We start from the raw sequence: 21,061 nt of genomic DNA, 5'->3' as shown, positions 1-21,061 counted from the left end.
CTCCGCTCCTCGTTTCCTCGCCTGGTTCTGGCACGCTCCCGGTCAATCCTACACTGCTCCCCGTGCCCTCCTACGCCCTGCTGGTGACCGATTGTGACACGCCACCCGGTTTCCCATTAGACTGGACTACCTGCGCAACACCACTAGTTCGCTGCGGCAGCTCAATCTGTTCCTCGCAGCGTCTTTTGGGTGACCGGGTCTGTTCCGGTCCAAGCTCTCAGTGGCTTACTCCGCCCCTCAGCAGAGCAAGGTCCACAAGACGCCTGACGAGCGCTCCTTGACCAGGTGCACCCAACTCGCCATCCATTGCGCAACCCCACGGACACGTCGGCCAATGCCGGACAACTGCACCCCGGAGTGAGGGTTTTCGCATTCTCCAGTAGGATGGCCCACACTCTCCATCAAACTGGGCGCCGGCTGAAGCCGCTCTGGGACGTCTCACCCGGGCGCAAGCAGGCTCACCGTCGCAGCCTGCTCTCGTTCTGCTGGTCGACTGGCCCAAGTTCGCCATACGAGAGACCATCGACAGAACACGCAGAGCGCTCTGTTCGCACGGCATGGAGACGCGGGCGGAAAGGCCTGCCCTGCCACTCAACCAGGGAGGGCTCCTGCTCGGCCCCGTATGCCGTCTCCGTGGGAAAGATCCTGCCCCATACCCGAGAAGGGACGTGCGGAACGAGCAACGCCGTGATGTGGAGAAGACCCCTGCAACGTTGTTGCCGAGGTGACACAGCGTTCAAAGCCTCTCCGGACATCATGCCCGCTCGTGCGCATGACCGTCTCCAGGCGAAGCTCGCCAGCTGGTCCTAGCGAACCGGAGGCGTCGGTTATACTACGCCCGTGCAGCGCGTTGCCTGGGGGGCACGATGGACAACGACGCGGCGGCAGCGCACGGCGAAAGGGAAGCGGGATTGGGAGTTCAGACAAGCGAGGACACTCGCACCACGCGTCGACGTCGTTCTTGGCAGCGCACGTGGCTGCCTCGTCTCGTTCAAGCAGCGCTCGACGGCACACTGCTGGCACTCGCCTTTTGGTTTGCTTATGAGATCCGATATACGTGGGAACTTGGCGGGGACGTTCCGTCTGGTTTCATCCAACCATTCAGCGCCTTCGTCGGTCGGACGGCGCTCTTTGTTGTGCTGGCACTGCTCATCCTGACCGTCCGTGGTCTCTACCGGCTCCCCCGTTGGACCAGCTTCCTGGACGAGGCCTCGATCATCGCCAGCGGGGTGACAACGGCGATGGCACTCGTCATCCTGTATAGCTTCCTCTCTCGCTTCTCTCCCTCCCGTCTGATTTTCATCTACGCGTGGATCCTCGCGATTGGACTGCTGGTCACGCAACGGCTCGTCGGACGGTGGATTCGTGCCTGGCTCTGGGCCCATGAACGGGGAGTCGACCGGGTGGTGGTCATCGGCTCCGGGCCCGCCGCTCGCCGCATCATGCAGTATCTGTACAACCATCCACGCCTTGGTTACCGAGTCCTCGGCTATATTGATCTCGAGCCCCCCCTCGAGCCCCTCGCGCTCGGCACCGAGCGCGGCGTCATCCAGCCACCGTATCTTGGTACCTTGGACGAAGCGGTCGACCGCTTCCGCTCGACGCAGGTCGATGAGGTGATCGTTGCGCTCCCGCCCGCCCATCACGACCGGGTTTTAGAAGTCGTTGAGCAGTGTCGCGAGCTGGATATCGCGTTCTCCCTCGTCCCTGATCTTTTTGAACTCGCTCTTGACCGTGTCCAGATCAGTGAAGTTGCCGGCCTCCCACTCATCGGTATCAAGGAGAGTCGCCTCCGGGGCTGGAACTGGTGGATCAAGCGCTCAATGGACCTCGCCATTGCCACGATAGTCCTTGTCCTCGCTGCCCCCCTCATGCTGCTTATTGCTCTTGCTATTAAGCTCGACTCACCTGGCCCGGTCCTCTTCCGCCAGACTCGTATCGGTAAGGGTGGAAAACCGTTCACCCTTTACAAGTTCCGCTCCATGGTCGACGGAGCCGACCGGCAGCAGGAAGCGCTGCGACGTGCAACGGGGCGCAGCGCCCTGCTCTTCAAACTGCGTGATGATCCCCGCGTGACCCGCGTCGGTCGGTTTCTCCGCCGCACAAGTCTCGACGAGCTCCCGCAGTTCTTCAACGTCCTGAAGGGCGAAATGAGCGTCGTTGGTCCGCGCCCACCCGTCCCAGAAGAGGTGGCCGAATACCAGGACTGGCACCTGCAACGCCTGCTTGTCACTCCAGGGCTCACCGGCCTCTGGCAGGTCAACGGGCGCAGTGACCTCACCTTTGACGAGATGGTTCGCCTCGATCTCTATTACGTCGAAAACTGGTCCCCCTGGCTTGATCTCAAAGTCATCCTGCGAACTGTCCCAGTTGTCTTAACCGGTCGTGGTGCGTATTAGCCGGGATGCAGATTGTGATGGATCTTCATATTGTTCCTGTCACCCCTGAACGGTGGGACGACCTCGAGCGGCTGTTCGGGCCGAATGGCGCATTCAGCAATTGCTGGTGTACGTGGTACTGGCTGACCGGGCGAGAGTTTCAACAGCGCTCACCTGCCGAGCGCCGGACTCTCCTCCACCAGCGCGTCGTCGCTGGCCCACCCCCCGGTATTCTGGGATACCTGGACAACGAACCCGTTGCCTGGTGCGCACTCGGCCCGCGTCGTTTCTACCCCCGCCTGGCACGTTCGCGTCAACGTGCCGCGATCGATCAGACACCGGTGTGGTCCCTGGTCTGCCTCTACATTGCCCGCGCATACCGCGGTCGTGGACTCCTCCGTCCTCTCCTCCGTGGCGCCCTCGCCTACGCCCAGGCTGCCGGCGCACCAGCGGTTGAAGCCTACCCGATCGATCGTGAGGGGCACCTCCCGCCGACACAGCTCTGCCTTGGTCTCGCACGGGTCCTTCGGGAACTGGGATTCGTTGAAGTAGCGCGCCAGAGCCCAACACGCCCCATCATGCGCTACACGTTCGTGGAGTAGCAGCTCTCCCAACTTTGGACCACGGTTCCAATAGCCGTGCGCGTTATCTCGGCCGTCCTCTAGACCACACAGCCACCTCCAAACACGACCCCGCGACAGAGTTCCATCCAAGTCCGAGCACTGGCGTTGACCGCGACTACGGTGAGAGGAGAAACGGACTCCATGGCCAGCGCGCACCGCGCAGAGGAGTCCCACACGAACACATATTTATCGAGCGTGGAAGGTTGCGTTTCTCACACTGAGCAACGGAAGGCTCCAAAATAGTCACAACGTGAGCACATGACAAGTGACACACTTGTGCGAGTTGCGGAAGAGGAGCCTGGCTTGTCAAGGGGTGACGAGCTCGGCGGAAGGAGTTCCCATGACCCCGTGGATTGACGAACGACTCGCTGCCCTTCGAAGACGAGACTTTGAATCTGCCGCTGCTGCTCACCGACGAGCAGCTGCTCTCTCATCGTCCCCGCGCAATTGGCGTCTCCGATTCGGGAAGATCATTGTCCGTCTCGGCACCTGGGTCGCCGAGCAGCCCGATCCCCTCGCCTGACCTGGAGAGACTGCGCTCACCTCCGCCCCATGCTCCATGCGCTATCATGGGCTGGGGTTGGAGGTGGAGCGCATCGTGCGGGCTGCGATCGTTCACGACTACTTGAACCAATACGGTGGTGCCGAGCGTGTGCTCGAGATCCTCCACGAGCTCTTCCCGGATGCGCCCGTCTACACCTCGATGTATGCCCCGGAACAACTCCCGAGCTTCTATCGTTCCTGGAATATCCGCACGACATGGCTCCAGCACCTGCCCGGCATCCACCGTCGCCATCAGCGCTACCTTCCGCTCTATCCGCTCGCCTTCTCGCAACTCCGCCTGAACCAAGCCGATCTCGTCATCAGCTCCTCGAGTGCGTTTGCCAAGGCCGTGCGTGTCCCTGCTGGCACGCTCCACATCTGCTATTGTCACAGCCCGATGCGCTTTGCCTGGAACTTCCCAGAGTACGCGGCCCGCGAAGAACTCTCTCCCCTGCTCCAGCGCCTCCTTCCACCATTCATGGCCTGGCTTCGCCGGTGGGATCGGCGCACAGCACAACGGATTGATGCGATTGCGGTCAACTCCCGCACAGTCGCAGATCGTGTCCGGCGCTTCTGGGGACGCGACTCGACAGTCATCCATCCACCGGTCGCGGTTGACCGTGCGCACATCGTGCCGCCCGAAGAAGTCAGCGAGTATTTCCTCGTCGTCTCCCGGCTCGTGCACTATAAGCGTCTCGACCTTGTTATCGAGGCAGCGAACACCTTACGCCTACCCCTCAAGATCGTCGGTGACGGTCGCGCTCGCCTGGCCTTGGAGCGTCTTGCTGGACCGACCGTCCAGTTTCTGGGGAGCGTTTCTGACGACGAGAAGTTCGCCCTCTACGCCCGTTGCCGAGCAGCGATTTTCCCAGCTGAGGACGATTTCGGCATCGCTCAGGTCGAAGTGCAAGCGGCTGGTCGCCCCGCCATCGCTTTGGCCCGGGGTGGCGCCCTTGAGACGGTGATCGATGGCGTGACTGGCCTTCTTTTCCCCGAACAGACCGTCGATTCACTCCTTGCGGCGCTCCGCCGCTTCGACCACCTGCACTTTGATCCCGTGACCATCCGTACCCACGCTGAGCGCTTTCGCCCGGAACGCTTTCGGGCAGAGTTCATGGCCTTTGTGGAAACGCAACTCGCCGCCAAAGGCGTCACTCGCCGGAGAGAGGAGGTCTTCGCCCCGTGGAACTGAGAGCGTACCTCGCCGTCCTTTGGCGTCGCCGCTGGCTGGTGGCGCTCGTTCCCGGCCTCGCCTTCCTCGCCATTCTCGTCCAAGCGCTCCAGTATCGGCCGCACTACACCGCCACTGCCGCTGTCATCGTCACACGTCTGCCGCAGGAGGCACCCCGCGATGTGTACCGCTACGACGAGTACTATCTTTACTTGACAAACGAATATACTGTTGATGACTTCACGGAGGTTGTTCGCGGCAACGTCTTTGCCAGCGATGTTGCCCAGCGGGCGAGCGAACTTCTGGGCACCCCAGTCGAACCAGGCGAAGTACAGGGGAGTATCACGGTGACGCGACGCAACCGCGCCCTCCTCCTCACCGTGACCTCACCGGACGCCTCGCGAGCGGTGGCGATTGCCACCGCCGCAGTGGAGCGGCTGCGCGAGCGCGGCACGCAGTACTTCGGATTCTCCGATCCGCAACGCGAAGCGATCGTCCAAGTTATCGAGGCACCTCATGGTGCTGTCGCGGATATCACTCGCGCTCGCCTGATTTGGGCGATCCAGCTCGTGCTCGCGCTTGCGGTCGGAATCTTCCTTGCTTTCCTGGCTGATTACCTTGCCGATACCTTGCACTCCCCGGAAGACGTCCGGCACGCACTTGGTCTCCCCGTGCTCGCCGTTGTCCCGATGTCGCCGAGGAGGAAGCGCCGTGCGTCCTGAGGAATACCTGGCAATCGTCCTCCGACGCTGGTGGATCGTTCTGTTGGCCGGAGTGGCAGCAGCCCTGGTCGCTTATGGCTACAGTCGCACCCAGCCACCTACCTACCAAGTCAGCGTTCGGCTCATGGCTGTTGCTCAACCGCCTGACTACTGGCTCGACCTCTATGCCAAGAACCGGCTTGCGTCCTACCAAGACTTGATCCGCACCAGTGACTTTGTTGCCCGTGCATTGCGCCAAGCCGGCCTCAATGACGACCCTGGCCAGGTGCTTGGGAGCCTTGCCCTTGCCCGAAACCAGGACAGCAATGTAGTTCAGCTCGTGGTGACTGATACCGATCCTGAACGGGCCGCACGCGTGGCAAACGCCCTTGCCGATGCCTTTGTCGCCCAATCCATTGCCGAAAACCAGCGCATCCTCGAGCAGTTCCGTGACCCCCTCGGCCAGCGTATTCAAGGGACAGTCGCCGTTGTCAAACTCGACACCCCATCACCACCGAGCACCCCGATCGGCCCACGCACACGGTTGAACACGGCTGCGGGACTCGTGCTCGGCCTCGTTTTTGGTGTCCTTGTGACCTTCGGTATCGAATACTTCGAGGATGTCCTCCGCACGGCGCGCGAGACATCGCGTGCGCTGGGGCTCCCAGTTGTGGCTGAAGTTCCTGGATTTCGAAACCGGCGTTCATCACGCGTGGAGGAGAACATGGCAGACCTGATTGTTGTTGAGGCACCACTCTCGCCGGCGGCCGAGGCCTATCGCACCCTGCGGGCTGTCCTTCGTCGATCGAACGAATCACTCCCCCCGCGCACGATCCTCGTCTGCGGCGTTGGCCGGAGTTCTGCTGACTCTGCAAGCGTGGCCGCAAACCTCGCTGCCGCCTCGGCCGTCGCTGGCGAGCGTGTCCTCCTCGTCGATGCAGACCTCCGTCATCCCTCGCTGCAGACATTGGCAAGGGAGACTGTCTCGATCGGCTTAGCCGAATGGCTCGGAAACTCCGACCAGCGACCAGCGCCGGTGTATGGAACGTCACTTCCTACGCTAAGCCTCCTTCCTGCTGGTCACCTTCCAGCAGCAACCAACCCTGCCGACCTTTTGAGTCGCTCGCTAACCGGCGAACGCCTGACCCTTCTCCAGGAGCTGGGAGATCGCGTGATCTTCCATACCGCGCCGCTCCCGAGCTACGGTGAGGCACTTGCCCTCGCCGGTCTCGTCGAGGGGGTTCTGCTGGTCATCCGGAGCGGCGTGACACCGCGGACGGCCGCCCAGCAGGCGAAAGAGCAACTTGAGCGCGCTGGTGCACCCCTCCTCGGGGTCGTGCTCTTACGTGGATAGGAGACGGTCTCAGGCGAGAGACGCGTCTCACCGGAGCACTGGCTGACGGTCACGTGTCTCGCCGCTGCGCTCCCTTGTCACTGCGGGGAAAGGTGACTCTCTCGCCTCAGTCTCTCTTCCGACTGCGTCAGCACGATACGAATACAGTCGAACGTGACGGAGTTCCTCTCGCCATAGCCATCCCCAGAGAAACACGTTCACTGCCTTGGCAGCCCTCCAAGCTGCCAGAGCAGTGCGATCGGCCCGCTCAACGCACCAGCCCGAGCGTTCGCAGTCGTTCCACAATCTCCCGCACGCGGGAACAGCTGAGCCCGGTGGCCTGCACCACCTGCCGAACCGTCTGGCTCCCTTCCAAGAGTGCAATGAGCACCTCGCGCTCCTCGTGAGTGAGCCGATCCAGTGCCGAGCGATCGAGAACCTGGCTCACCAGCGCGATCGGTGCAAAGGGGACCCCAGACGACGATGTTCGCCTGGGGTGGAGAGCTGCCTCATCTGCCCGGCGAATTGCGTTCAGGATGAGCTTTGTCATTGGTGCATCGTCGAGCACTGTCTCGTCGCTGGGGAGGAGTACCGGCTCAGGAAGAAAGACGAATGTTGCGTCCGGCGCCGTCAACACGCGGACCAGCACCTCTTCGAACTGGTTCGCGAGGGCACGTTTCACTTGTTGGTGCGTCACGAATCCTAGCCGCATCAAGAGCTCCCCGAGCCGTCGTCCTGGTGCCACTGTCTGCAGCGCCAGCGCCTGCTCGAGCTGATCCTCACTGATCTCGCCCAACTGCAGAAGGATCTGTCCCATCCGCAGCTGTACATCGCTACTGGATACAGCCGCAACCCGCCCACGGTCGAACAGGAGTGTCACCTCTTCAGTATGCGTCCGGAGCACGAGCCGCCCCGTCTGGCCAGCACGCGTCAATGCCTGCAGGAGGAGGTGCAAGGGCAAATCGCTCAGATCACCGTAGATCGGCATCGTCCTGCGCCACTTTCCCGCGTGCGACGAGCTCGAACGGCGCAGGACAACCGCTCTCCGTCAGCCGTCGCTCGATGAGCGCACGCACGACCTCCCGCTCGAGCCCTGTCGTCATGAGTGCAACGTGTACCGAATGCCCATCGATCCATTCGATTCGGCAATTGAGAACCTCCGGGAACTCCAAGAGCCGCCTGCACATTGTCGCCAAGCCGCGCAGCCACTCCGGCTCCTTCACGATGACGAGCCAACGCTGAATCTTGTGCATCGTGCGGAGTGCGAGAAGCCGCGCCGGTACGGGAAACGTGCGACACGGGGCATGTTCAGAAAACGACTCCAACGCACGCCGCACCTGCAGCCGCAGCTGCTCAACTTCTGGATCGACCGACAAGCCCTGCGCCTGGTGTGCACGTTCGCTCAACCGCTCTCCACCTCTCTGCCCCCACGAGCATACAGGCAATGGGAGCTTGAGAGGCAAGCCAATCACGATGCCGTTGCGTACTCAGCATGTGGTCGTTCAGTATCCCCGAGCAGCCGGCCGGTGCTCACCAACCAGTGCAGAAACCGCAAGCGTGCCAGCTGCTGTGGCGCCAACTCAACGATCTCCTCCATCGGTCGTACCGTCACTGGTGTCGTCCGCCAGCCGATCGCATTGAGGAGCTCTGCAACCACCGTGCTTGGTGAGCCACCGAGCAGTCGCTCCAACGGTATTGCGATGTCCTGACCACCTGTCAGGAGGAAGTGCACTCGATCACGCTCAAGACACCACCCGGTCAACGGGAGGCCAGCGGAGCGCACTGCATTGAGAACGATCGCCACTGCTTCACGGTAATCACTCATGGCTCCACCCTCCTCGCGTGGCTGAGCAACTCAGCCTTCCTACCCCCCGTTCAGCGCTGCCAGGAGATTCGCTAAGGCCGCATCTGGGGTCTCTCCTTCCGCCACCGGCGGACAATGGAGTTGCTTCCGCCAGTACTGCAGCACCAAGCACGAGTTGGCTGCCTCCCGCGGAAGCTGCGTCGGCTCACACGCCACAGCCACCCAGCGCGGCCGCTCCCCTACACTGCACGGGTCGCGAAAAATTGTTATCGGCCATGTCCCAACGAGCCGCTCGCTGACCACCATGCCGCTCACTTCCACCATCCCACCGTCTTGCCGCCTACACTCTCATTCTCGGCGGGGACAAGAACAAGAACCGTAGGCCTTTTGTCCCAAAGCACTGCGCTGCACCGAAGTGTGAATGTACACCAGTACGTACGCGACCAGTCTAACCTCTCCGTGCCTCGCTGTCAACCCCTCAGGACCGACCGCCGCGCGATGTCATCCTCCAGCCGGTCACTCTCCGCGGAGCAACAGCGGCACCATCCCTCTGCACGACACGCTGCGCGGGTTCTCCGAGGACGGATGAGACGGCGGCTGTTCGTCACACGAGACTGTTCGCCCCCTGTCATTGGCATCCCCATTAGGCCCTCCACTGTCCGACATGAAAAGCGGAACGATGAGGTTCAGCCCACATGGTTCTCCCTCTCAGCACGGCGCGGAGGAGTACGCCGCCCTGCGTCTTCCGCAGCGCCGCGCAAGGCCGGCACCGCCCGCAACGCCACTCCGCGGAATTCAGACATCTTCGTCGGTGTGGCCCAAGGGACGAACACTCCGATCACGAAGACGCGCGAGGCGAAAGGCACGAAACACACGGAGCGCATGCCCCATCGCGTCCTGCCGCCCAGGAGGCACGGCGAACCTGGCTCTTTCAGCTGGTACCCACTCTGCCACCGCAGAGAGATACAGCAGCACACGTGTGCTGCTGCCCTCGCAGAATGTGCAACAGCTTCCCCGTCTCGAGGAATGACACAACCAAACGCCAGCGACGCCTTACTTCAGCGTTCCTCAAGGGATACCTAACACACTCACCAGTTCCGCCAGCGCGCCCTCGGCGAACTCTTGGCCAGCCTCTCCGAGCACTCCGGCCACCGCTGTGTTCAAAAAGGCGCCCCAGGTGACCACCCAGGGTCGCCTGGCGCGCAGTGGCGCATCTTACGGGCATTCAACGTGCCTTGACGCCTTGGCACGATGGCACGCTTTTCACGCGTTGCGCCACTCCGGCTGGCGCTTCTCCAGGAAGGCGCAGATCCCTTCCCGCGCATCCTCCGCCAGCGCGTTCAGCGTCATCACTTCCATCGCGTAGGCGTAGGCCAGGTGCTCCGGAAGCGCTAGTTGCCGGTAGAACGCCTGCTTGCCAATTCCCACCACATACCGGCTTGCCGACCGGATCTTCTCCGCCAGCTCCCAAGTCGCCTGCTCCAGCTCCTCCAGCGGCACCACCCGGTTCACCATCCCGAGCCGTTCCCCCTCCTCGGCAGTTATCGCATCACCGGTGAGGAGCAGCTCCAAGGTCTTCTTAGGCGGCAGCACGCGACTGACCGCCACCATCGGTGTCGAGCAGAAGAGCCCGATCTTGACACCCGGCGTCTGAAAGCGTGTACCAGCCGCTGCAACAATCAGGTCACAGGTCGCTGCCAGCTGAAACCCCGCCGCCGTTGCCACTCCGTGCACCTGGGCAATCACCGGCTGCGGAATCGACCGGATTGTCTCCATCAATGTCGTACACGTCTGGAAGATGTGGCGCGCCGTGCGGGCATCGCACGTCGCCAGCTCATTCAGGTCGTGTCCAGCACAGAAGACCGGCCCGGCACCGCGGAGGATTGCCACCGCGATGTCGCGCTCCTCACCAATCCGCCGGAAGGCTTCTGTCAGCTCCTCCATATGCTCCACCGAGAGGGCATTCCGTTTCTCCGGCCGGTTCATCGTCACGACCGCGATGCCATCCCGCACCTCGGACAGAACATGCCGATTTGTTCCGAGCTCTATCGCGGTCATTGGTCGCCTCCTTCCGCTGTCACGCGACCGATCAGCCGCGCTCAGTCGTCCGCCGGCTCGCTGCGCTGTCCATCCGACGTCGCACCAACCAACGCACGGTCAACGTCATCCGGACGGAATGTCTTCGCGTGTCCACGCCAGCGTTGGGCCTCCTTGTAGATGCAGCGGTTCATCACCACTGCCAGTCCGGCCTCAGTTGCGATCCGCGCCGCCTCCGGACTCACCACGCCTTCCTGCAGCCACAAGACGCGCGCGCCATGTGCTACCGCCTCGCGAGCGATACCTGGCGCGTGCTCGCTCGCGCGGAAGACCACGACCACATCCGCTCGCACCGGGAGTTCCGCCAGACTCCCATAGGCTCGTTCACCCAGGACCTCACGGACCAGCGGGTTGACGGGAACGATGCGATAGCCGAGCCGCTTTAGCTTTTGCGCGACGCGATAACTCGGCCGTGCTGGATCATCGGAAAGTCCCACGATTGCGAGCACCAGCGGCCGCCGTGTGCAATTCTCCTCGACGAACGCCTGTGTGCAGACCGACCGGATGACCTGCTCATCATTCAGGACTGGTCGTGCCGTCTCACTCACCCCGCGGCCGTCACCGACAGTAGGCACCACAGCGCTCTGGCCAGTCGCCACCCGCAACGCCCGATCGAGATCAGCCTTGAGATCGTCGATATGCTCGAGGCCCACGGCGAGCCGGATCAGATCGTCTCCTACCCCTGCCGCAACACGCTGTTCTGGCGTCAACTGCCGGTGCGTCGTACTGGCCGGATGGATAACCAGCGACTTCGCATCGCCAACGTTTGCCAGGTGCGACCACAGAGCCACCGAGTCTATCACCTTGATTCCGGCTTCCATCCCACCCTTGACGCCGAAGACCACGACGGCCCCGTAGTGCCCAGGCCGCAGGTACTTCCGCGCCAGGTGGTGCGACGGGTGGTCAGGCAAACCCGGATACGCGACCCAGGCCACTGCCGGATGCTCGGCCAGCCAGCGAGCGAGCTCCAGGGCATTCTCGCAGTGCCGCTCCATCCGCACGTGCAGCGTTTCCAGCCCCAGCAGGAGGAGGAAGGCGTTGAACGGGCTCATGCAGGCACCAACATCTCGCATCATGTGTGCCCGCAGCTTGGTCACGTATGCCAGGCTTCCGAAGTCCTTCCAGTACGAGATCCCATGATAGCCCGGATCTGGATCGACGAGCCGCGGGAACTTCCCATTTCCCCAGTTAAAGCGACCCGAGTCAACGACGATCCCGCCGATGGCCACGCCGTGTCCGCCGATCCACTTCGTCACTGAGTGCACGACGATGTCGGCACCCCACTCGATTGGCCGGCAGAGATACGGCGTCGCAAACGTGTTATCCACGATCAACGGGATCCCGTGCTCGTGCGCGATCCGGGCCACCGCCTCAATGTCAAGCACGTCCAGACGAGGATTCCCGATCGTCTCGGCGTAAATACACTTCGTCCGCTCCGTGATCGCTCGACGGAAGTTCTCCGGATTCGTCGGATCGACGAATCGCACCGTGATTCCCAGGTCGGAGAGCGTGTTGGCGAACAGTGCTACGGTTCCGCCGTACAAACTGCTGCTCGCAACCACCTCATCTCCGGCGCGTGCGATGTTCAGAATGGCGAGCATCGTCGCCGCCTGCCCGCTCGCTGTGGCGACCGCCGCAACGCCCCCTTCCAGATAGGCCACGCGCTTCTCGAACACTTCAACCGTCGGATTACTGATCCGTGTGTAAATGTGTCCCGGCTCATCCAGGTTGAAGAGCTGGGATGCGTGATCAGCATCGTGGAAGACAAAGGAGGTCGTCTGGTAGATCGGCACCGCCCGCGCCCCCGTCGCCGGGTCAGGCGCCTGCCCCGCGTGTACTGCCAGCGTCTCGAGATGGTACTCCCGGTACCGGTCGTGCTCGTTCATCAAGGTGACATCCTCCCCTGCTCAGTGGATCCGCTTCTCGTATCCGGCCCACTCCCGCTCGCGCAGGACAAATTTCTGGATCTTACCCGTTGAGGTCTTGGGCAGGCTGTCCACCAGCTCGACCCGCTTCGGGCACTTAAAGTGTGCCAGGCGCTCCCGACAAAAGGCGATCAGTTCCTCAGGCGTCACCTGCATGCCCGGCTTCAGCACCACGAATGCCTTGGGTACCTCACCCCACTTCTCATCCGGGATGCCAATAACGGCGCACTCAAGTACCGCCGGGTGCTGATACAGCGCACGTTCCACCTCAATGGTCGAGATGTTCTCCCCACCACTGATGATGATGTCCTTCTTCCGGTCACGCAGCTCGATGTACCCGTCTGGGTGCACAACTGCCAGGTCTCCTGAATGGAACCAGCCCCCCGCAAACGCCTTGGCGGTCGCTGCCTCGTCACGGTAGTAGCCCTTCATCACGTTGTTCCCGCGCATCACGACCTCGCCAAGCGTCTGCCCATCGGCCGGCACATCACGCATCTCCTCGTCCACCACACGGAGTTCCGGCGCGTGGATGTATCCCACGCCCTGTCGCGCCTTCAACCGTGCCCGCTCCTCGAGCGGGAGCTCGTCCCACTCACTGTGCCACTCACAGACGGTATGTGGGCCATAGGTCTCGGTCAACCCGTACACATGGACGATCTGTGCTCCCATTGCCTCCATCTGTGCGATCGTCGCTGGTGCCGGCGGTGCCGCCGCCGTCAACACAGTGAGCGGACGTGGGAACCGGTAGTCCGGGCTCGGTCGTCCTTGGAGGAGCATGATGAGCACGGTCGGTGCCCCGCAGAAGTGCGTCACCCCTTCCGACTCGATCAGCTGGAAAATCCGTGCCGGCTCCACCTTCGGGATCACCACATGCGTCGCTCCGACCCCTGTCACGGCGTAGGGGAAGTACCAGCCGTTGCAGTGGAACATCGGGAGCGTCCACAGATAGGCGCTCTCCGGCACCAGGCGCGCTTCGATGATCTCCCCCAACGCGTTGAGATAGGCTCCCCGATGGGTGACCATAACACCCTTTGGTCGACCCGTTGTACCGCTCGTGTAGTTGATACTGAGGACTTCTTCTTCATCCTGCAGCGGATACACTGATGGCTCCGGTGAGCCTTCGCGCAGCAGGTCCTCGTAGGTCACATCGGCAAACGCGGGCTGCTTCGGCGCTCCCTCACCATGCCGACTGTCGATGTCGGTCCAAATGATGAGGCGGAGTTCTGGCAACGCATCCCGGATCGGCTCGACCAGCCCGCTCAGCGCGCCATCCAGAATGAGCGCCCGGGCACCAGAGTGGTCGAGGATGTAGCGGATCTCCTCGCTCGTCAGCCGCACGTTGATCGGCACCAGAATGCCGCCCATCTGTGGCACAGCGAAGTGCGCCTCCAGCGCCTCGAGGCTATTGCGGCAGAGCACCGCCACCCGATCACCCACCTCGAGCCCGCGGCCGCGCAGTGCACTCGCCAGGCGATACACCCGCGCCCCGAACTCTCGATATGTCAACCGCCGATCACCGTCCACCACTCCCACCTTCTCTGGAAAGACGTGCAGCGTCCGCTCCAGCAGCATGAGCGGTGTGAGGAGCGACCGGTACGGTGGCAATCCTTCCCACTGTGGCCGTGACCAGAGTTGCTGGAAGAGGGGCTTGGTCTCAATCTGCATGCCTTTCCCCCTTTCTAGCTGGGACTGAAGAGGCAACACCGGTGAGGAGCTGTCTACGCTCCTCACCGGATGATACCGCGCGAGTATCCTGACTTATTCTCCGTCCCCGGCTGCCATCGCCGGTCCTGGCTGCTCCCACAGCCGGTGGCGTGCCGTCTCGGGCAAGAAGAGCAGTCCAATGATCAACCCGAGCAGTGGCAAGGCGATCGGGTAAACGAGTGCCCACATCAAGTTCCCTGTCGCGGTCTGAATCCAGGTCGTCACGTACGGCACCAGGCCGCCGCCCCACCCGTTCGCCGCGTTCTGCACCACACCAAGCGAGGTGTAGCGTACCCGCGTCGGGAAGTATTCCGCAAGCAGCGCCGGAAGCGGTCCCCAGACCATCGCGGGAATCAGCATCATCACAATCACCGTGAGAGCCGCCGGCCAGTACTGCACGTTGTCCTTCTGAGCAAACCGCCCGAGCAGAGTATAGAGTGGGTAGAACCCCACGATTGCCAGGGCAAAGCCGGTCAGCACGATCGGCTTGCGGCCGATTGAATCGGACAGCCAACCCATGAAGACGTGCAGCACCGGCGCGAGGATCAATCCGGGGAGCAGAATTTTGTAGGTGGTAATCAAGTCAAGCTTCTGTGCCGTCTGCAGGAAGAAGAGCGCCCAAAAGATCGCCGTGTACCAGGCAACTGCCTGTCCAAAGGACACTGCTGCGGCGATGAACACCCGCCGCAAGTTCTCACCGGTAAAGGTCACTTTGAGCGGGTTCTTCACTACTGCCCGACGGGCCTTGAGTTCTGCAAACATCGGGGTTTCCTGCAAACGCAGCCGCACATAGAGGGAGATCAGCACCAGCACGAGTGACAACAGGAAGGGGATCCGCCACCCCCAGGCCCGGAACGTCTCCTCACCAAGGGCCGTCCGCACGCTCAGGACCACGAGGAACGACATGAGCAGTCCGTAGATCGCCGCCGGGCTTAAGAGCCCTGTATAGAGACCGCGCTTGCCATCCGGCGCATGCTCCGCCACGTAGGTCAGCGCGCCGCCCCACTCACCGCCGACGCTGAGCCCCTGGATCACCCGCAGGAGGAAGACCAGAATCGGTGCCAGCACCCCGATGGTCGCATAGCTCGGTATCACGCCGATCAGTGCCGTGCCTAGTCCCATCCCGAGCAACGTGAGGATGAACACCCGCTTTCGTCCGATCTTGTCCCCATACCAGCCGAACACAATCGCCCCAAGCGGACGGAAGAGGAACCCGATTGTGAAGATCGCGATTGTATTCAGGAGCGCTGCGACTGGATGGTCCTTGGCGAAGAAATGTGTCGCCAGGATGGCCGCCAAACTTCCAAAGATATAAAAGTCGTACCACTCGATCGCCGAACCAACCGTCGAGGCACCGATCACGAACGCCAGGTATCCTCGGTTTCGCTCAATCGCTGTTGCCATCTCCCTTTCCCCTTCGGCAGAAAATACGCGATTCCCTCCAGTGTCCTCTGTCAGCCACCTGTTGGGCGGATCTTTCGATCACCCTACAGATCGAACGCTGTCTGGACAATGTGTGTTGCTCTCCGACATTGATCATGGCTTCCCCGCCATGCGACCTACCTCACATGGAACGCAAGTTCAGCCGCTGTCAAGCGGGGACTCAGTTGTTCAGCGGGAACACTCACAGATCCGCGGCCAAAGCGCAAAGACACCGTTCATTGTCGGGCACGGGGCAACCGGATAGGGCTGGTGGCGATTCACTCGTCGGCCTTCACGCATCACTGTCGGCATCAACCATGCACAAGACCGCCAACCGCTTCTGGCGACGCATATCGGTACCACATGTCGCCTTAGCCGTCAAGGTCTACCACGTGACGAACCCAAGATGAACCCCCTGCTCGCTCAACCACACCTTCCTCACGTCTGGTCGTGCGGTCAGCGACCTGCGACCGACCGGATCCTCTGCCACAATTGTTATGCTCTGTTCTCACCGTGGCTTCGTTGGTACCCAGAGGAGCTGGCTGATGGATGATCCTCTCCCAACACGTCCCGTTCTCCGCTCCCTCCGCACGGGGACCTCGCTCTACTTTCCTGCATCCTCCCGCTTCCAGCCCCGCGCCTATGCAGTCTTCCATCGTCGCCTCTTGCCGGCCCTCTATACTGATCCGCTCGACGAGTACTGGGCACTCGTCCACGGCGTCGTCCTCTGGGATATCGGCACCGAAATCCCGCTCGAGGTCAGTGGGCCCGACGCGTTCGCACTCCTCGATTGGGCAACGACCCGCGATCTGACCCGGTGTTCGGTCGGTGAATGCCGCTATGTCTTCGTCACCGACCAGCATGGGGGCATCGTCAACGATCCGGTCGTTGTTCGTCTCGCTGAGGACATGTTCTGGCTCATGCCCTCAGACAGCGACCTCCTGCTCTGGCTTCGCGCCCTCGCGGCAGCGACACAACTCGATGTCACCATTCGGCCAGTGGACACCGCCCCGCTGCAGATCCGTGGGCCACGCGCCCGCGAGGTCATCGCAGCTCTTGGCGGCCCATCCCTCGCGGAGCTTCCTTATTATCACGTCGCCCGCGCGAGAATTGGCGAGTTCGAGGTTGTGGTCACACGAACCGGCTTCTCCGGTGAACTCGGCTACGAGTTGATGCCGCTCGATGGAAGCCGCTCCGGGCCACGGTTCTGGGAGCACGTTGTGACTGTGGGAAAACCCTTCGGTCTCCGTGTCGCAGCGCCGAGCCACATCCGCCGCATTGAGGCCGGCATTTTCTCCTACGGCATTGATATGACGCTGGAAACGAATCCCTATGAACTGACCGGCTACGAGTGGATGGTCAATCTCCGGAAGCCGCGGTTCGTCGGACGCGAGGCACTGATACAGATCGCCAGCGAAGGACCTTCGTGCAAGGTGGTCGGTTTCATCCTCGACGGCGATCCACCAAACGACCTGCGGGACGGTCTGCTGCTTGAGCCGCTCCCTGTCCACCAGCCGGGCGGAGACGAGCCGCTTGGTCACGTCACATCAGCCTGCTGGTCTCCCCGGGTCGGCCAGGTTATTGGGTTCGCGCGCGTTCCCTCGTCACACGCACAATTGGGGAGCGAGCTTGAGGTACTGACGGCTGAGGGCTGGCGTGCCGCCCGGGTTGTCCCGATTCCCTTTGTCGATCCGGAGAAGCGGCGCGTGAAAGCCTAATGCGAGAAGCACCCGCGCCCACATGGGAGTCCATGTCCTGGCACTCTTCCAGCGAAGAAGCAGCAAACTTCGCGCTCGGGCACGCGGTGCTCGTTCGCCTCTGCACCGGCGCCACCACAGGTCCTTCGGCTCCTCAGGAGGGCACTGCCCAGCCACTTTCTCTACCCGTCCTCGAGCTCCCTACCGGAGAGGTTGCCCACCCCGTGCTCAAGAGCGTTCACGGTACTAGCAGGGTAGGTCCCCCTCGGGGCCCACAAGGGCCACCCCGTCCTCAACAGGTATGACCGTTCGTCCTTCAGGATGACCAGCCTGCGGGATGGACTGGATCATCCGCTACCGAGACGCGTGTATGGGTACCTCAGCGTCCTGGTATGCCTAATCGACACCAAAAGGTAGCTCCTCTGTGAGGTGAAGGGGCGTACCTCCTCGCTCTGCAATCACGTGCCACGACCCGATACAGCATGAGGATCTCTCGTCATTTGCAAGCCGCGATTCCATGCCAGACCCCCTCTGTCTCTCATCTGCAATCACCTCACGCTCCAGGTAACGCACGCATCGTCCTTCCTCCGATGGAACCACGATGACGCACAGCGCTCCGCAGCGCCTTTGTGCTCGATCAACGCGTCTCCCGCACGGAACTTGCATCCCCTTGCACAATGGCCCTCCAGGCATTAGAATATTCGCGCATTCGAATACAGGAAGCCTCGGAAGGAGGGTTACCCCTTGTATCTCGATGAACACGAGCGCCGGCGCGAGCTCTATCGCCTGCAGGCGATGCTCTGCCAAGTACTCGCCGATCCAACCCGTATCGAGCTGATCGAGCTTCTCGGAGAGGGGCCAAAGGCGGTCAAGGAACTTGCCCAAGCCACCGGGCAGCGACAGGCCAAGATCAGCCAGCATCTCGCGGTGTTGCGTCAGCGTGGTCTTGTCCATGCCCAGCGGGTCGGAACCGAGATGCACTACTCGCTGACTGATTCTCGCATCCTGGAGGCCTGTCACCTGACCCGCTCGCTCTTGCTCGATCAGCTGCTCCGCCAGGGAGAACTCGCCGAGTCAGTCCTCAGTGAACGGAGGTGAGATCGGTGCCAATCTATGAGTATCGTTGCCAACGGTGTGGCTATCGCTTCGAGAAGCTCATCCGGCTCTCGCAGGCCGCGCAGCCGATCGTCTGCCCCAACTGCGGTGCAGATGAGACGGAGCGCCTGCTCTCGGCCTTCGCCGCCCGCACGGCTGACGGCGTCAGTAGCAGCAGTGCCAGCTGCTCCACCGGCGGCGGCTGAGCAATCCGCTGGTAAAGCGAGCCGTTGGCTCGCTCCAAACTCGAACCGAGGTCGAGTCGAACAGAATGGGAAGGAGGCTGACAGGATGTTCACAGGTCGTTACGGCTTCGGGGTCGATCTCGAGAAGCCGTTCGACGAAGTGTTGACCAAGGTACAGGAGGTGCTCAAGAGCGAAGGGTTCGGCGTCCTGACCACGATCGACGTCAAAGAGACGCTGCGCCAGAAGCTTGGTCTCGACATGGAGCGCTACGTGATCCTCGGTGCCTGCAATCCACCCCTTGCCCATCGAGCGCTTGAGACTGAGCGAGAGGTTGGCCTACTCCTCCCCTGCAATGTCGTCGTCCGCGAAGTGGATGGTAAGACCCGCGTGGAAATTGCTGATCCCAAAGCCATGCTTGGCATTGTCGGCAATCCCGCGCTCGACGAGCTGGCTGCCGAAGCACGCACTCGGCTCCAGCGTGCCTTGCAGACACTTGAGGCCTCGTGAAGGAGGGAACGATGTTCTTCCAGCAGATCCTCCGCACCGACATCGGCTGTGCCGCCTACGTCGTCGGCTCCACCGATGCGGGGCTAGCCGCCGTCATCGACCCACGCATCGACATGGTCGAGGAGATCCTCGACCTCTTGGAGCGCGAGGGACTGACGCTCCGCTACATCGTCGAGACGCACAACCATGCCGACCACGTCTCCGGTCATCACCAGCTCGCCGCTGCCACCGGCGCGACGATCGCTGTCTCCGCACTGGCCGGCGTCGCCTACCCGCACCTGCCGCTCCGTGACGGTGACGAGCTCGAGCTTGGTGAGGTCGTGCTGCGTGCCATCCACACGCCGGGCCACCGTCCCGAGCATATCGTCATCGCCGTCATCGACCGCTCGCGGGCTCCGGAACCGTGGCTGGTCCTGACTGGTGATACCCTCTTCGTCGGCGATGTCGCTCGCCCCGACCTGGCCATCGACGGATTTGAAGGTGCAGCGGCGCTGTTCGATTCCCTTCACCAGCGTCTGCTCCAACTCCCACCCGGAACGCTCGTTTTTCCTGGTCATGTGGCTGGATCGCTCTGTGGCCGCGTGAACAATCGGATGACCGGTACCACAATCGGTTTTGAGCAGCGCCATAACCGCGCTTTACAGATTCGTGACCGCGCGGCATTCGTTCGCTTCATGAATGAGAACTTGCCGGAGCGCCCACCCAACCTGGCGCGAATTGTTGAGCTCAATCGTGGCGCGGAGCCTCCGCGGATCGGCTCGGCCACGCCACTGGCTCCAGCGCGAGTGCGCGAACTGCAGCAAGCTGGTGCGGTTCTCCTTGATATTCGCTCGCCAGCAGCATTTGCCGCCAGCCACATCCCAGCGGCCATTTCGGTTGCCCTGGATAGCGGCCAGTTCCAGAACCGTGTCGGCCTCGTTGTGCCACCCGATCGACCGCTTGTCCTGGTCGTCGACCGCGAGGAGGATGCACTCCGCGCCGTCCAGATGCTGGCCGTGATCGGCTATGACCAAGTCATCGGTTACCTGGCCGGAGGAATGCCCGCGTGGGAGCGTGCTGGCTACCCGTACCAAACGCTCGCACTGCTCACCGTTCAGAAGCTGGCCCAATGGCTGGAGAACGAGCCACTCCTCCAACTCGTTGATGTCCGCGAGTCATCCGAATGGGTCGAGGGACACATCGCTGGGGCACGGCACATCCCCTTCTATCGGCTACCGAACGAACTCGCCTCCTTGGATCCAACTCGTCCGGTTGTCTTTGTCTGTGGCGCTGGTGCGCGTAGTGTCCTGGCTGGAAGTCTGCTCCAGGCCCATGGATTCGAACACGTCTGGTCGGTGGAGGGTGGTATGGACGCCTGGCGTGGAGCTGGCCATCCGGTCACGCGCGGAGCTGCAGTCGCCGTGTAACGAGCCTTGACTGGATCGCCGTGGGGCAAGGTCAGGCCTGGGCCTTGCCCCAGCGGCGGCAATGCTCTGCCCAAGGTTCCTACGCTCGTGTCGCTTCGTGCGCCCTGTTTGGAAGGGAGAAGATGGTGCTGGGTCGTCTGCTTAGTCGGTTTCGTGTACCAGAAGTCACGCCAGCTGAAGCGCATGCTCGCCAGCAGTCAGGAGCCCTCATCATCGATGTGCGCGAGCCCCATGAATGGCGGGCCGGGCACATTCCCGGAGCGCGCCTCGTTCCGCTCGACGAGCTCCCTGCCCGTCTGAGCGAACTCGACCCGAATCGCGAACTTATTCTTGTCTGCCGGAGCGGCAACCGGAGCGCTTACGCCACTATGATCCTTCAACAGGCAGGCTTTACTCGTGTCGCCAATCTCGCCGGCGGCATGATTGCCTGGACACGTACCGGTCTACCGGTCACACGTTAGATTCGTCG

Annotated in this window: 20 protein-coding genes; 12 read left to right on the top strand and 8 right to left on the bottom strand. The window is 62.2% G+C overall.

The features are described 5' to 3' along the window. Positions 1–866: 866 nt before the first annotated feature. From NET03_RS11040 to NET03_RS11015, 6 genes are all read left to right on the top strand, one after another. Positions 867–2,399, top strand: a complete 1,533-nt coding sequence (locus tag NET03_RS11040) for an undecaprenyl-phosphate glucose phosphotransferase (RefSeq protein ID WP_252128981.1) — start codon at positions 867–869, stop codon at positions 2,397–2,399. A 5-nt stretch (positions 2,400–2,404) separates the two neighbouring features. Next, positions 2,405–2,980 carry a GNAT family N-acetyltransferase gene (locus NET03_RS11035; RefSeq protein ID WP_252128980.1) on the top strand — a complete coding sequence of 192 codons (576 nt, stop codon included), beginning with the start codon at positions 2,405–2,407 and terminating at the stop codon, positions 2,978–2,980. A gap of 361 nt (positions 2,981–3,341) precedes the next feature. Next, complete coding sequence (locus NET03_RS11030; protein WP_252128979.1) at positions 3,342–3,524, top strand: hypothetical protein; 183 nt, start codon at positions 3,342–3,344, stop codon at positions 3,522–3,524. 75 nt (positions 3,525–3,599) lie between these two features. Continuing rightward, entirely contained in the window at positions 3,600–4,736 is a 1,137-nt protein-coding gene (locus tag NET03_RS11025; RefSeq protein ID WP_252128978.1) for a glycosyltransferase, read from the top strand. After that, entirely contained in the window at positions 4,727–5,437 is a 711-nt protein-coding gene (locus NET03_RS11020; protein WP_252128977.1) for a YveK family protein, read from the top strand. The genes NET03_RS11025 and NET03_RS11020 overlap by 10 nt, the downstream gene beginning before the upstream one ends. Then, a complete protein-coding gene (locus tag NET03_RS11015; protein ID WP_252128976.1) occupies positions 5,427–6,770 on the top strand; it encodes a tyrosine-protein kinase domain-containing protein in 1,344 nt (447 codons plus the stop codon). Before NET03_RS11020 ends, NET03_RS11015 begins: the two co-directional genes overlap by 11 nt. Positions 6,771–7,017: 247 nt before the next feature. Here the strand turns inward: NET03_RS11015 and NET03_RS11010 are convergent, their stop codons facing one another. The 8 genes from NET03_RS11010 to NET03_RS10975 all read right to left on the bottom strand — a co-directional run bounded on the left by NET03_RS11010 (position 7,018) and on the right by NET03_RS10975 (position 15,683). After that, the gene (locus NET03_RS11010) at positions 7,018–7,737 is read right to left on the bottom strand and encodes a DUF4388 domain-containing protein (protein WP_252128975.1); all 720 of its coding nucleotides are present in this window, start codon (positions 7,735–7,737) and stop codon (positions 7,018–7,020) included. Continuing rightward, positions 7,721–8,155 carry a hypothetical protein gene (locus NET03_RS11005; RefSeq protein WP_252128974.1) on the bottom strand — a complete coding sequence of 145 codons (435 nt, stop codon included), beginning with the start codon at positions 8,153–8,155 and terminating at the stop codon, positions 7,721–7,723. Before NET03_RS11005 ends, NET03_RS11010 begins: the two co-directional genes overlap by 17 nt. A 62-nt stretch (positions 8,156–8,217) precedes the next feature. After that, positions 8,218–8,574, bottom strand: coding sequence for a hypothetical protein (locus tag NET03_RS11000; protein WP_252128973.1), 357 nt, complete (start codon positions 8,572–8,574; stop codon positions 8,218–8,220). Between the two features lie 39 nt (positions 8,575–8,613). Beyond that, the gene (locus tag NET03_RS10995; protein ID WP_252128972.1) at positions 8,614–8,877 is read right to left on the bottom strand and encodes a hypothetical protein; all 264 of its coding nucleotides are present in this window, start codon (positions 8,875–8,877) and stop codon (positions 8,614–8,616) included. Positions 8,878–9,816: 939 nt separating this feature from the next. Then, entirely contained in the window at positions 9,817–10,611 is a 795-nt protein-coding gene (locus NET03_RS10990; RefSeq protein ID WP_252128971.1) for an enoyl-CoA hydratase, read from the bottom strand. A 41-nt stretch (positions 10,612–10,652) separates the two neighbouring features. Beyond that, positions 10,653–12,536, bottom strand: coding sequence for a PLP-dependent aspartate aminotransferase family protein (locus tag NET03_RS10985; RefSeq protein ID WP_252128970.1), 1,884 nt, complete (start codon positions 12,534–12,536; stop codon positions 10,653–10,655). A gap of 21 nt (positions 12,537–12,557) precedes the next feature. After that, positions 12,558–14,240: an acyl--CoA ligase family protein gene (locus NET03_RS10980; RefSeq protein WP_252128969.1), complete on the bottom strand. Its 1,683-nt coding sequence runs from the start codon at positions 14,238–14,240 to the stop codon at positions 12,558–12,560. Between the two features lie 93 nt (positions 14,241–14,333). After that, positions 14,334–15,683, bottom strand: a complete 1,350-nt coding sequence (locus NET03_RS10975) for an MFS transporter (protein WP_252128968.1) — start codon at positions 15,681–15,683, stop codon at positions 14,334–14,336. 563 nt (positions 15,684–16,246) lie between these two features. Between NET03_RS10975 and NET03_RS10970 the strand changes: the two genes are divergently transcribed. From NET03_RS10970 to NET03_RS10945, 6 genes are all read left to right on the top strand, one after another. Beyond that, complete coding sequence (locus tag NET03_RS10970; protein WP_252128967.1) at positions 16,247–17,419, top strand: aminomethyl transferase family protein; 1,173 nt, start codon at positions 16,247–16,249, stop codon at positions 17,417–17,419. A 723-nt stretch (positions 17,420–18,142) separates the two neighbouring features. After that, positions 18,143–18,496 carry an ArsR/SmtB family transcription factor gene (locus NET03_RS10965; protein WP_252128966.1) on the top strand — a complete coding sequence of 118 codons (354 nt, stop codon included), beginning with the start codon at positions 18,143–18,145 and terminating at the stop codon, positions 18,494–18,496. A gap of 5 nt (positions 18,497–18,501) precedes the next feature. Next, complete coding sequence (locus NET03_RS10960; protein WP_252128965.1) at positions 18,502–18,699, top strand: FmdB family zinc ribbon protein; 198 nt, start codon at positions 18,502–18,504, stop codon at positions 18,697–18,699. Between the two features lie 85 nt (positions 18,700–18,784). Next, a complete protein-coding gene (locus NET03_RS10955; RefSeq protein ID WP_252128964.1) occupies positions 18,785–19,186 on the top strand; it encodes a DUF302 domain-containing protein in 402 nt (133 codons plus the stop codon). A gap of 11 nt (positions 19,187–19,197) precedes the next feature. After that, positions 19,198–20,592 carry an MBL fold metallo-hydrolase gene (locus NET03_RS10950; RefSeq protein ID WP_252128963.1) on the top strand — a complete coding sequence of 465 codons (1,395 nt, stop codon included), beginning with the start codon at positions 19,198–19,200 and terminating at the stop codon, positions 20,590–20,592. 122 nt (positions 20,593–20,714) lie between these two features. Then, positions 20,715–21,053: a rhodanese-like domain-containing protein gene (locus tag NET03_RS10945; RefSeq protein WP_252128962.1), complete on the top strand. Its 339-nt coding sequence runs from the start codon at positions 20,715–20,717 to the stop codon at positions 21,051–21,053. Positions 21,054–21,061 lie beyond the last annotated feature (8 nt).

The organism is Thermomicrobium sp. CFH 73360, assembly GCF_023806465.1.
Lineage (GTDB): Bacteria > Chloroflexota > Chloroflexia > Thermomicrobiales > Thermomicrobiaceae > Thermomicrobium.
The sequence above is the reverse complement of the archived record's forward strand: the minus strand, read 5'-3'. Positions and strand labels throughout refer to the sequence as shown.